The following is a 12,349-nucleotide window of genomic DNA, read 5'->3' as shown; positions in this document are numbered from 1 at the left end:
AAACCTCTATTTTTTCGCTTAAAAAAATATAAACAATAACAAATGTAAATATTTTGTTAACAAAGCATTGACTTTAAATCTATAGTCAAATAATATATGATTATACTTTAAAAGAAAAGGAGGGATAAATTTGACTAAAAGCATGACTAGTTTTGGTAGAGCTAGAAGTAAAGATGGAAGTGAAAAAGTATTTTCAATTGAAATGAAAAGTGTAAATCATAGATATTTAGATATAAATATAAGAATGCCAAAATTTATGTTTTCTTTAGAAGAAAAGTTAAGAAGTATAATAAGTAGTCAGTTAAATAGAGGAAAAGTTGATGTATTTATTAATTTTAAAAGTTATTCAAGGTCTAACAACATAGTTTCAGTAGATGGAGATTTAGCTAAAAGTTATTATGAGGCTTTAACATCTATAGGTGATTTACTTAATATTGAAAATGATATAACTATCTCTAAAATTTCTAGATTTCCAGATGTTTTAAATATAGTGGAAAAAGAAGAAGACTTAGAAGAGACATTTAATGAAATGAAAGAATTATTAAATGAAGCTTTAAATAGTATGATAGAAATGAGAGAAAAAGAAGGAAATAAATTAAAAGAAGATATTCTTTTAAAGTTAGAAGTTATAGAAAAATTATCTTATAGAATTGAAGAAATAGCAGATAGAGTACCAAAAGTTTATAAAGAAAAGATTGAAGATAGAATAAAAGAATTAGTAAATCTTGAGGATATAGATAAAACTAGATTAGCTATGGAAGTAGCAATATTAGCAGATAAAGCTACTGTTGATGAGGAAATAATAAGACTTAGAAGTCATCTTATTCAGATGAGAAATACCTTGAGTATTGATGAATCTATTGGTAGAAAGTTAGATTTTATTGTTCAAGAAATGAATAGAGAAGCAAATACAATAGCTTCAAAATCAAGCGATATAGAAATGATAAATTTTGTTATTGAAATAAAAAATATAATTGAAAAAATTAGAGAGCAAATTCAAAATATTGAATAATAGGAGGAATAAAATGGGCATAAAATTAATAAACATTGGATTTGGAAACATAGTTTCTGCTAATAGATTAGTTGCGATTGTAAGTCCAGAATCAGCACCAATAAAAAGAATAATCCAAGAAGCAAGAGATAGAGGTATGCTAATTGATGCAACTTATGGAAGAAGAACTAGAGCGGTAATTATAACAGACAGTGATCATGTTATTTTATCAGCTGTTCAACCTGAAACAGTAGCACATAGATTATCAAGTAAAGATGATCATGACGATGAGGTAGACGAATAATGAAAAGAGGCGTTTTATTAGTTATATCTGGACCATCAGGTGCAGGTAAAGGAACTATATGTAAAGCACTTTTAGAAAAAAGAGATGATTTACATATATCGGTTTCTGCAACTACAAGAAGTCCTAGAACAGGTGAAGTAGATGGTATAAACTATCACTTTATAACTAGAGAGACTTTTGAAGAAAGAATAAAAGATAACGAATTTCTTGAATATGCAGAAGTTTATGGAAACTATTATGGAACACCTAAAACAGATGTAGAAAAACTATTAGATAGTGGGAAAAATGTTATTTTAGAAATAGATATACAAGGTGCACTAAAAGTTAAAGAAAATTGTGAAGATGGTATATTTATATTTATTCTTCCACCATCAATGGAAGAATTAAAACAAAGAATCATTAAAAGAGGAAGTGAAACACCAGAATCTTTAATGACTAGATTTAAGTCAGCTTACAAAGAAATTAATTATATTTCAAAATATAATTATGCAGTTGTAAATGACAGAGTTGATGTAGCAGTAGAAAAAATCGAAGCTATAATAACAACAGAAAAATGCAGAGTAGATAGAATAAAAGAAAAAATATTAGATTCTAAGGAGGGTTTTATACATGAGCAACTCTATGATTAATCCATCGGTAGTTGAATTATTAAAAAAGGTAGATGACAGATACACATTGGTAACTGTAACTTCAAAAAGAGCAAGACAAATAATAGCAGGTAGTAAGCCATTAAGTGATGTAAAATCAGTAAAACCATTAACTATAGCTATAAATGAAGTATATGAAGATAAATTTGAATTTGAAGTACCAGAGGAAAAGTAAAAGTTATGTATAAGGATAAGTGTGTTGTAATTGGTGTTACTGGTGGTATAGCTGTTTATAAAGCATTAGATATAGTAAGTGCTTTAAGAAAAAAAGCAGTGAAAACAAAAGTTATCATGACAGAATCTGCAACAAAGTTTGTAACACCTTTAACATTTCAATCAATAAGTCAAAATATGGTTGTAACTGATATGTTTGCAGAACCAAAAGCCTGGGAAATCCAGCATATTAGCTTAGCACAAGAAGCAGATATTATGCTTATAGCACCTGCTACAGCTAATGTAATTGGAAAGGTAGCAAATGGAATTGCTGATGATATGTTAACAACAACAATTATGGCTACTAAATCTAAAGTTATATTTGCACCAGCTATGAATACAAATATGTATGAAAATCCAATAGTGCAAGAAAATATAGCAAAACTTAAGAAGTTAGGATATGAGTTCATTGAACCTGATTCAGGACGACTTGCTTGTGGTGATATAGGTAAAGGAAAATTACCTAAACCAGAGGTAATTGTTGATGAAGTTTTAAAAATATTATATCCAAAAAAAGATTTGGTTGGGAAAAATGTTCTTGTAACAGCAGGGCCAACTAAAGCCAAAATAGATCCAGTAAGATATATAACAAACAATTCAAGTGGTAAAATGGGATATGCTATAGCTACTGAAGCAAGAGATAGAGGTGCTAATGTAACACTTATATCAGGAGCAAAGAATATAGAATGTCCTAATGGAATAAAGTTAATAAATGTAGAAACAAATAGTGAAATGAGAGAGGCTGTTTTAGATTCTTTTAAAGAAGCAGATATTATTATTAAATCAGCAGCTGTAGCAGACTATAAACCTAAAATTTATAGTGCTGAAAAAATAAAAAAAACAGGTGATGAGTTAAATATCTCTTTAGTTAGAGATAATGATATATTATTAGAACTTGGAACTTTAAAAGAAAATAAAATATTAGTTGGATTTGCAGCGGAAAGTAATTCGTTAATAGAGAATGCAAAAAAGAAAATAGAAAAGAAAAATCTAGACTTCATAGTTGCTAATGATATTACAGCTAAGGAAACAGGATTTGGATCTGATGATAATAAAGTATTTATAATTTCTAAAGAAGGAAATATAAATGAATTAGATACTATGAGTAAAAGAGAAGTTGCAAAAAATATATTTGATATTATATTAAAGTAAGTTTTAAGAAAGCGCTAAAAGGCGCTTTCTTATTATATTAGAAAGGTGGTTTATTTTAAAATGGAGCTTTATGCAGAAATAATAATAAATAGTGAAGCAATAGAAATAGATAGACCATTTACATATAAAATAAAAGAAGAAATGAAAGATAAAATTCAAGTAGGACATAGAGTGAATGTTTCATTTGGCTCAATAAAAGGATTTCTTCAAGGATATGTAATTTCTTTAAAAACAGAAGTTGAAGGAAATTATAAATTAAAATCAATAAGTAAAATATTAGATGAAGAACCTATATTAACAAGAGAGAATATTCAAATGATGTATTTTCTAAGAGAAAGAACTCTCTGTAAGTATATAGATGCAATAAGAGTTCTAGTACCAACAGGAATAACACGAGGAATTAAAGAAAAAAAGAAGACAATTATAGATGTTAAAGAAGAATTATCAGAAGAATATTCTAAAAAAGAAAATTACATAAAACTACATAGCTTTATAAAACGGAATAAAGGATTAACTAAAGCAGAGATAATTGAAAAGGGATTTTCATCTTATATTTTAAATAATTCTATAAAAAAAGGATTTCTAAAAACAGAAGAAGAAGTTGTATATAGATATAATGATAGAAGTTATGGTAGAGAAGAAAAAAAGATTTTAACTAATGATCAGAAAATAGTATTAGAAAAAATAAAGAAAACTGAGAAAAAGGGAATACTAATTCATGGTGTTACTGGTTCAGGGAAAACAGAAATTTATATGGAGTTAGTAGAAGAGCAATTAGAAAAAGGCAAAGGTGCTATAGTACTTGTTCCGGAAATATCACTTACACCACAAATGATAGAGAGATTTAAAAGACGATTTGGAGAAGAAGTGGGTGTTTTTCATAGTAAACTTTCTGATGGAGAGAGATTTGATGAATGGAATAGAGCAAAAGATGGAAAATGTAAATTAGTTGTAGGTGCTAGAAGTGCGCTATTTATGCCTATCCAAGAATTAGGATTAATAATTGTAGATGAAGAGCATGAAACAACATATAAATCAGAAACAAATCCTAAGTACGAAACAAAAGAAGTTTGTGAATATTTAAGTGAAATGAAAAATATAAAATATATTTTAGGTTCTGCAACACCTTCAGTTGAAAGTTATGCAGATGCTTTAGTTGGAAAACTTGAACTTGTAGAATTAAAAAATAGAATATTTAATAGAGAAATGCCTGAAATCAGTATAGTAGACATGAGAGAGGAACTTAAAAAGAAAAATCTTTCAATGTTTAGTAGACGATTATATAGAGAAATGAAATTAGCCCTTGAAAACAAGAAACAGATAATTTTATTTTTAAATAGAAAAGGATTCTCGACATTTGTATCATGTAGAAGCTGTGGATATGTATTTAAATGTGAAAAGTGCGATATATCAATGGTGTATCATAAAGAAGGATATTTAAGTTGTAACTATTGTGGAGCGAAAAAAGAAAACGTAAAAACTTGTCCTAAATGTAATAGTAAATATGTTAAATTTTTTGGCTCAGGTACAGAAAAAGTTGAAACAGAAGTGAAAAAATATTTTAAAGATGCAAAAGTTCTTAGAATGGATAGAGATACAACAAAAAATAAAAATGCATATGAAGAGATTTATAATAAATTTAAAAGTGGAGAAGGAGATATATTAATAGGTACTCAAATGATTACTAAAGGCCATGATTTTAAAGATGTGCATTTAGTTGGAATACTTGCTGCTGATATGTCTACTAATATTCCTGATTATAGAGCAGGAGAAAGAACTTTTGATTTAATAACTCAAGTTGCAGGAAGAGCTGGAAGAGATAAAGAAAGAGGGAGTGTTATAGTTCAGACATATGACCCTGAAAATCCATATATAAAATTTGCAAAAAACAATGATTATAAAAAAATGTTTAAAGAAGAATTAACTATTAGAAAATTGATGAACTACCCACCTTTTGGTAAAATAATATATATTAAAGGGTTATCTAAAGATGAAGAAAAATTAAGGAATCATATGAACATTATTGCAAATGAACTAAGAAAAGAAAAGCTAGAAGATGCAGAAGTTTTAGGGCCTACTAAATGTATAGTGGGAAAAGTAAGAGGTTTTTATAGGTATAGTATAATAATAAAAGGTAACTTAGAATATAAAAAAATCTTAAAATTGAAAGATAAACTTTATAAATTAAATAAGAGTGTTTATAATGAAATAAGAATAAGTATAGATATTAACCCAAACAATTTGTTGTAGGAGGAGAAAAGATGGCAATAAGAAATATAAGAAAACAAGGTGACGATGTATTAAGAAAAAAAAGTAAGGTTGTTGAAAAGATAGATAACAGAACTTTAACTTTAATTGAGGATATGATAGATACTATGTATGAAGCAGATGGTGTAGGTCTTGCAGCACCACAAGTTGGGATACTAAAAAGAATATTTGTAGTGGATGTATATGATGATGAAGGTGCAAGAATATTTATAAATCCAGAAATATTAGAAACTAAAGGTAATCAATTAGGAGAAGAAGGCTGTCTTAGTACTCCAGGGGAGTTTGGAGATGTAGATAGACCAAACTATGTTAAAGTAAAAGCTTTAAATGAAAATGGAGAAGAATTTATTTTAGAAGCAGAAGAATTCTTAGCAAGAGCAATTTGTCATGAATATGACCATTTAGAAGGAATTATATTTTTAGATAAAGTAGAAAAGTAAGGAGGAATTTAATTTGAAGATAGTTTTTATGGGAACGCCAGATTTTGCAGTTCCTTCTCTAGAGAGATTAATAAAAGAATATGGTGTAATGGCAATATTTACTCAACCAGATAAGAAAAAAGGTAGAGGGAAAAAATTAGGTATTTCTGAAGTAAAAGAAGTTGCTATAAAACATGATATAGAAGTTTTTCAACCAATAAAATTAAAAGATGATAAAGAAATGATTCAACAGTTAAAAGATATGGAGCCAGACTTTATAATAGTAATTGCTTTTGGACAAATTTTAACACAAGAAGTTTTAGATATACCAAAGCTTGGATGCATTAACTTACATGGATCAATATTACCTATGTATAGAGGGGCAGCACCTATAAACTGGGCTATAATAAATGGAGAAAAAATATCTGGGAATACTACTATGTTTATGGATGCTGGAGTAGATACAGGAGATATGCTTTTAAAAGATGAGGTAGAAATTACAGAAAGTATGACAGCAGGAGAACTTTATGATATTTTAAAGGAAAGAGGAGCAAATCTTTTAATAGAGACTATTGAGGGAATAAAAAATAAAACTATTAAAGGGGAAAAACAAAGTGATGAAACTTTCTATGCAAAAATGCTAAATAAAGATACAGGGATATTGGATTTTAGTATGAGTGCAAGAGAAATACATAATAAAGTTAGAGGCTTAAATCCATGGCCGATAGCTCATACAAAATATAAAGATATGCCTATGAAAGTTTATCAAACAAAGGTTTACCAAGAAGATGGTGAAAATGATGATTTTGGTAAAATAGAAAAGGTAACAAAAGAAGGCATTTTAGTAAAGGCTAAAGTAGGAAAAATTTTAATAGAAAAAATACAGTTTCCAAATGGAAAGCCATTAACAATAGAACAATATATAAATGGACACAGTATAGAAGTAAATGAGACTTTAGGATAAAAGTGAAAGACGAGGTATTTTATGAATAGCAGAAGCATAGCTATAAAAGTGTTAAATAGAGTCTTATTAGAGGGCGCATATTCTAATATAGCTTTATCTAAAGAATTAGATAGTAGTGATTTAAACTCTAAAGATAAAGCTTTAGTAACTGAGATAGTTTATGGAACTATAAGACGTAAAAGAACTTTAGATATAATAATTGGAAGTTTTGTTAAAGATTTAAGTATAATGGATAAAAGAATTTTAAATATACTTAGAGCAGCTGTTTATCAACTAAGATTTTTAGATAAAATTCCAAGTTATGCAGCGTGTAATGAAGCTGTAGAACAAGCTAAAAAAGTATCATTTCAAAGTTCTAAGTTGGTAAATGGAGTTTTAAGAAATTATCTGAAAAAAGAAGGCAATATAAAAATAAAATGTCCAACAAGTAAAGAAAAAATAGCTTATGAGTATTCTTTTGAACCATGGATGGTAGATTTATTTATTAAACAGTATGGGCAAGATAAGGCATTAAGAATAATGGAAGGCTTAAATGAAACTCCGGGAATAACATTAAGAGTGAATGAATTAAAAACAAATTGCGATGCAGCTTTTAGTGAACTAGAAGAATTGGGATATAAAGTAGAAAAAACAGAAGTAGCTAAAAATGGGATCATAATAAAAAATGGAAGTTCTGTCGAAGGAAATAAATTATTTAATGAAGGTAAATGTACTGTGCAAGATCAAAGTGCTATGTTAGTTGGACAAATACTAGGTGTAGAAGAAAATGATATTATATTAGATATATGCAGTGCACCAGGTGGAAAAACAACACATATAGCAGAATTGTTAAATAATACAGGAAAAGTTTTAGCTTTTGACCTACATGAAAATAAATTGAACTTAATAAAAGAAAACTGTAATAGACTTGGAATTACAAATGTAGAGCTTAGTCAAATGGATGGAAGAGAATTAAATGAAAGTTTAATAAATAAAGGTGATAGAGTTTTACTTGATGTTCCTTGTTCAGGACTTGGAATCATAAGTAGAAAGCCAGAGATAAAGTGGAATAAGAGTATAAAAGATTTAAAAGAAATAGTGAAAATTCAAAGAGAAATTATGGAAAATTCATGGAAATATTTAAAAGTTGGTGGAACTATGATTTATTCTACATGTACTTTAAATAATAAAGAAAATGAAAAGAATGTAAGATGGTTTAAAGAAAATTTTAAAGATTGTCTAATAGAAGAGATAAATCTTGGAACTTTTGATAATATAGAATATACTAAAGAAGGTATGGTAACAATATTACCAAATAAAAATATGGATGGATTTTTCATAGCAAAACTAAAAAAGATTTAAAGGTGGAAAAAATGAAAAATTTATTAGACTATAATATAGAAGAATTAAGTGGATGGCTTAAAGAAAATGGAGAAAGTGCATTTAGAGCAAAACAAGTTTTTTCATGGATTTATAAAGGTGTATTTTCATTTGAAGAAATGAAAAACATTCCTAAGTCATTAAAAGAAAAATTATCAGATAATTTTAAAATTTATATACCAGAAGTAGTAGAGGTTTATAAATCAGATATTGATGGAACTAAAAAGATGCTTTTAGAGCTAGAAGATGGCAATTTAATAGAATCAGTAATTATGAAATATAAGCATGGAAATACTATTTGCGTTTCTACTCAAGTTGGGTGTAGAATGGGATGTAAGTTTTGTGCATCGACTATTGAAGGTAGAATAAGAAACTTAACTTCAGGAGAGATTTTAAGTGAAGTTTTAAGAGCTACAGAAATAGAAGGTGAAAGGATTTCTAATATTGTATTAATGGGGAGTGGAGAACCATTAGATAATTATGATAATGTAGTTAAATTTTTAAAAGAAGTCAATGCTGAATATGGTCTAAATATAGGTCAAAGGCATATAACATTATCAACTTGTGGATTAGTTCCAGAGATAAGAAATTTAGCAAATGAAGGGCTAAATGTTACCTTAGCAATATCATTACATGCAACTACTGATGAAAAGAGAAGAGTTATAATGCCTATAGCTAATAAATATTCTATAGATGAAATTTTAGATGAATGTAGAAATTTTATAGATAGAACAAATAGAAGAGTAACATTTGAATATTCGTTAGTTAAAGATGTAAATGATGGAAAAGAAGATGCGAAAGCATTAGGTAAGCTCCTAAAAGGTATGCTTTGCCATGTGAATTTAATACCAGTAAATGAAATAAAAGAAAATTCATTTAAAAGATCTTCAGAGAAAACAATAGAGGATTTTGCAAAAATATTGAAAGATGCAGGAGTAGAAGCGACTGTCAGAAGAGAGATGGGTAGCGATATAAATGCAGCTTGTGGGCAACTTAGAAGGAGCTATATAAAAAATAAATCCTAAGGAGTAATGTTATGATAGAGTATAAAAGTGATGTTGGTTGTACGAGGAGTTTAAACGAAGATTACTGTGATTTTTTTGAAGTGGAGAATTATGGTTTATATATTGTAGCTGATGGAATGGGCGGACATAATGCTGGAGAGATAGCTAGCAAAATGGCTGTAACTAGAGTTATAGAAATAGTGAGAGAAACTATAGATGTACACTTAAAAGACAGCCTTAAAATAGCGATTGAAAAAACTAATGAAGAAATTTATAATTATTCTAAAGAAAACAATGAATTAAGTGGAATGGGAACAACTATTACAGCTATACTAAGAGTTGGTAATGATATAATTATTGCTAATGTAGGGGACAGTTCTTGTTTTGGCTTAAAAGATGGAAAAATAACTAAGTTAACAAAAGATCATTCATTAGTTCAACAATTAGTAGATATGGGAAGTATTTCTTATGAGCAAGCAAAAAATCATCCTAATAGAAATATAATAACTAGAGCATTAGGAACAGAATTAGATTTAAAAGTTGATATTTTTGAATTTAATATAGAGGATTTTGATAAATACCTTTTATGTACAGATGGACTTACAAATGAGGTAAATATTGAAAAAATTAAAGAAATAATTTCAGAAGAGAAAGAGGATTCTTGCCACAAATTAGTTGAAAAAGCTAAAGAAAATGGAGGCAAGGATAATATAACTGTGATGTTGTTTGGAGGAGATATATAATATGAATGGGGAAGTACTAGGCAATAGATATGAACTGCTTGAAAAAGTTGGAGAAGGTGGAATGGCAGTTGTATATAAAGCTAGATGTAATAAATTAAATCGCTTTGTTGCAGTGAAAATTCTGAAAAAAGAATATGCAGACAATAAAGAAATTGTAGATAAGTTTAAAGACGAAGCTATGGCAGTTGCAAAGCTTTCAGATAGTAATATAGTTAATGTATTAGATGTAGGGTCTGATGATAACGAAAACTATATTGTTATGGAATATGTTAATGGTAAAACATTAAAGGATTTAGTAGACGAATATGGGAAGCTTAGCTATGAAACAGCAGTAAGAATTTCTCTTCAAATAGCTAATGCTTTAGAATGTGCTCATAAAAACGGAATAGTCCATAGAGATATAAAACCGCAGAATATATTAGTTAATACTGAAGGAAGAGCAAAAGTAACAGATTTTGGAATAGCTAAATCTGTTGATTCTGCAACTTTAACTAATACTAGTACAATAATGGGATCAGCACACTATTTTTCACCAGAACAAGCAAAGGGTGGCATGGTAGATTATAGAAGTGATATTTATTCGTTAGGAATAGTTATGTATGAAATGATAACAGGAAAAGTACCATTTGATGGAGATTCACCTGTAACCATTGCATTAAAACATATTCAAGAGAAACCAGTAGATCCAAGAGAAATTAATCCTAAGATACCAGAGAGTTATAGTAAAATAATACTAAAATGTATAGAAAAAAATGTAGATGATAGATATTCAAATGCAAAAGAAGTAATTGAAGATTTAAAAAAGATAAAAGATAATCCTAATATGACAATAGGAGAAAAATCAGGATCTTCAAAAGTTGGTGGAGAGACAATAATAATGTCACCTATTAAAGAAGAGGATTTAGAAGAGTTTAAAAATAATGATGAAAATAGACTAGATGATGAAGATTTAGATGATGATTATTATTATGATGAAGATGATGATGAATACTATGATGAAGACGAAGATGAAGAGAAAATAGAACCTAAAAAGGATAGAAATAAAGAAGAAAAGAAAACTAAAAAAGGGTTATTAATTGGAATAGCCATAGCAGTAATTATAATTATTTTAGGAGCTGGCTCAGCATTTATGTTCTTAAATTCAGGAACATCAAAGAAAGCAGCACAAGTTCAAGTGCCAAGTGTTGTCGGGATGACTGAAGCAAGTGCTAAATCAGCACTTGAAAAGGAAGGCTTAGTTGGAAACTTTACTGAAGTTCAAAACTCAGCACCAAAAGGAACTGTTTTAAATGTTAATCCTTCAGCAGGTACATCAGTTAATAAAGGAACTACTGTAAATGTAGAAGTTAGTAAAGGTGTAGACGAAATAACTGTTCCAAATTTAGCTGGTGAAAGTAAAGATGGAGCAACAAAACAACTGAATGCGTTAGGTATTAACTCAGTTTTATATACTGCTCAATATAGTGATAGTGTAGAAGCAGGAGTGGTTATTTCATCAACACCACAAGCAGGAAGTAAAGTTGCAAAAACTGATGGAGTAACTTTAGTAATAAGTAAAGGTCCTAAAGTTATTACACAGCAAGTTCCATCAGTAGTTGGAATGACACAAAGCCAAGCTGAAAATGCATTAAGTAATGCAGGATTTAGTAATGTCTCTGTTCAAACAACAACTACAAATGATCAAAGTCAAGATGGAAATGTTATTAGTGTAAGTCCAGGATCTGGAAATACTGTAAATCAAAATACTACAATTACAATTACAGTAGGAAAATACCAAGCACCAAAACCAACAACACAAGCAATTCCATCAGTAGTTGGAATGAGTGAAAATGCGGCTAAAGGTGCATTAAGTAACGCAGGATTTACTAATGTTACTGTACAAACATCAAAAACAACAGATAAGAGTCAAGATGGTAATGTTATTAGTGTAAGTCCAGGAGCTGGTAATAGTGTTACACCAAATACAGCTATTACAATAACTGTTGCTCAATATGAAGCACCAGAACCAACTACTCCACCAGAGGAAATAACAAAACCAGATCCAACAAAACCGGATCCAACAAAACCAGATCCAACAAAACCAACTGAACCAACAGGTACTGCATCAACAGGGGATAAGACATCAAATGCAGCAGCTGTTAAAACTACTAAAACTACAACTGATAAAAGCAATCAAAAATAATTATAAAAAGGCAATTGAGTAAAATAAAGTGGACCCTATGTCAAGGATATTTTAAAAAAGAGCTATGCAACAAGAAGTTGATTTCGGTATTGAACCGGAGTCA

At 28.9% G+C, this 12,349-nt stretch carries 12 protein-coding genes; all 12 read left to right on the top strand.

Annotated elements, in window-relative coordinates; translation table 11 throughout:
* Positions 1 to 130: 130 nt before the first annotated feature.
* Genes Q0W06_RS04085 through pknB form a run of 12 tightly spaced genes read left to right on the top strand, consistent with a single transcriptional unit; the run spans position 131 to position 12,246 of the window.
* The gene (locus Q0W06_RS04085) at positions 131 to 1,012 is read left to right on the top strand and encodes a YicC/YloC family endoribonuclease (RefSeq protein WP_297631751.1); all 882 of its coding nucleotides are present in this window, start codon (positions 131 to 133) and stop codon (positions 1,010 to 1,012) included.
* Between the two features lie 13 nt (positions 1,013 to 1,025).
* Entirely contained in the window at positions 1,026 to 1,295 is a 270-nt protein-coding gene (gene remA / locus Q0W06_RS04080; RefSeq protein WP_002597467.1) for an extracellular matrix/biofilm regulator RemA, read from the top strand.
* Positions 1,295 to 1,924 (top strand): guanylate kinase, encoded by a 630-nt coding sequence (gmk, locus tag Q0W06_RS04075; protein ID WP_297631745.1) that lies wholly within the window; start codon positions 1,295 to 1,297, stop codon positions 1,922 to 1,924. Before remA ends, gmk begins: the two co-directional genes overlap by 1 nt.
* The gene (rpoZ, locus tag Q0W06_RS04070; RefSeq protein WP_297631744.1) at positions 1,905 to 2,117 is read left to right on the top strand and encodes a DNA-directed RNA polymerase subunit omega; all 213 of its coding nucleotides are present in this window, start codon (positions 1,905 to 1,907) and stop codon (positions 2,115 to 2,117) included. Before gmk ends, rpoZ begins: the two co-directional genes overlap by 20 nt.
* 5 nt (positions 2,118 to 2,122) lie before the next feature.
* The gene (gene coaBC / locus Q0W06_RS04065; protein ID WP_297631743.1) at positions 2,123 to 3,307 is read left to right on the top strand and encodes a bifunctional phosphopantothenoylcysteine decarboxylase/phosphopantothenate--cysteine ligase CoaBC; all 1,185 of its coding nucleotides are present in this window, start codon (positions 2,123 to 2,125) and stop codon (positions 3,305 to 3,307) included.
* Positions 3,308 to 3,367: 60 nt separating this feature from the next.
* Positions 3,368 to 5,557 (top strand): primosomal protein N', encoded by a 2,190-nt coding sequence (priA, locus tag Q0W06_RS04060; protein ID WP_297631742.1) that lies wholly within the window; start codon positions 3,368 to 3,370, stop codon positions 5,555 to 5,557.
* An 11-nt stretch (positions 5,558 to 5,568) separates the two neighbouring features.
* Entirely contained in the window at positions 5,569 to 6,015 is a 447-nt protein-coding gene (def, locus tag Q0W06_RS04055; RefSeq protein WP_297631741.1) for a peptide deformylase, read from the top strand.
* Positions 6,016 to 6,028: 13 nt separating this feature from the next.
* Positions 6,029 to 6,958 (top strand): methionyl-tRNA formyltransferase, encoded by a 930-nt coding sequence (gene fmt, locus Q0W06_RS04050; RefSeq protein ID WP_297631740.1) that lies wholly within the window; start codon positions 6,029 to 6,031, stop codon positions 6,956 to 6,958.
* A 21-nt stretch (positions 6,959 to 6,979) separates the two neighbouring features.
* Positions 6,980 to 8,299, top strand: coding sequence for a 16S rRNA (cytosine(967)-C(5))-methyltransferase RsmB (gene rsmB / locus Q0W06_RS04045; RefSeq protein ID WP_297631739.1), 1,320 nt, complete (start codon positions 6,980 to 6,982; stop codon positions 8,297 to 8,299).
* A gap of 11 nt (positions 8,300 to 8,310) precedes the next feature.
* Positions 8,311 to 9,342, top strand: a complete 1,032-nt coding sequence (gene rlmN / locus Q0W06_RS04040) for a 23S rRNA (adenine(2503)-C(2))-methyltransferase RlmN (protein WP_297631738.1) — start codon at positions 8,311 to 8,313, stop codon at positions 9,340 to 9,342.
* 11 nt (positions 9,343 to 9,353) lie between these two features.
* Complete coding sequence (locus Q0W06_RS04035) at positions 9,354 to 10,064, top strand: Stp1/IreP family PP2C-type Ser/Thr phosphatase (RefSeq protein WP_297631737.1); 711 nt, start codon at positions 9,354 to 9,356, stop codon at positions 10,062 to 10,064.
* 1 nt (position 10,065) lies between these two features.
* Positions 10,066 to 12,246, top strand: a complete 2,181-nt coding sequence (gene pknB / locus Q0W06_RS04030) for a Stk1 family PASTA domain-containing Ser/Thr kinase (protein ID WP_297631736.1) — start codon at positions 10,066 to 10,068, stop codon at positions 12,244 to 12,246.
* Positions 12,247 to 12,349 lie beyond the last annotated feature (103 nt).

It is taken from the genome of uncultured Clostridium sp. (assembly GCF_947072515.1).
Taxonomy (GTDB): Bacteria; Bacillota; Clostridia; order Clostridiales; family Clostridiaceae; genus Clostridium.
The sequence above is the reverse complement of the archived record's forward strand: the minus strand, read 5'-3'. Positions and strand labels throughout refer to the sequence as shown.

Bases quoted from the DNA above. Each gene is read 5' to 3' on its own strand.
- remA (WP_002597467.1), top strand. From the start codon at position 1,026: ATGGGCATAAAATTAATAAACATTGGATTTGGAAACATAGTTTCTGCT.
- gmk (WP_297631745.1), top strand. From the start codon at position 1,295: ATGAAAAGAGGCGTTTTATTAGTTATATCTGGACCATCAGGTGCAGGT.
- rpoZ (WP_297631744.1), top strand. From the start codon at position 1,905: ATGAGCAACTCTATGATTAATCCATCGGTAGTTGAATTATTAAAAAAG.
- coaBC (WP_297631743.1), top strand. From the start codon at position 2,123: ATGTATAAGGATAAGTGTGTTGTAATTGGTGTTACTGGTGGTATAGCT.
- priA (WP_297631742.1), top strand. From the start codon at position 3,368: ATGGAGCTTTATGCAGAAATAATAATAAATAGTGAAGCAATAGAAATA.
- def (WP_297631741.1), top strand. From the start codon at position 5,569: ATGGCAATAAGAAATATAAGAAAACAAGGTGACGATGTATTAAGAAAA.
- rsmB (WP_297631739.1), top strand. From the start codon at position 6,980: ATGAATAGCAGAAGCATAGCTATAAAAGTGTTAAATAGAGTCTTATTA.
- rlmN (WP_297631738.1), top strand. From the start codon at position 8,311: ATGAAAAATTTATTAGACTATAATATAGAAGAATTAAGTGGATGGCTT.
- Q0W06_RS04035 (WP_297631737.1), top strand. From the start codon at position 9,354: ATGATAGAGTATAAAAGTGATGTTGGTTGTACGAGGAGTTTAAACGAA.
- pknB (WP_297631736.1), top strand. From the start codon at position 10,066: ATGAATGGGGAAGTACTAGGCAATAGATATGAACTGCTTGAAAAAGTT.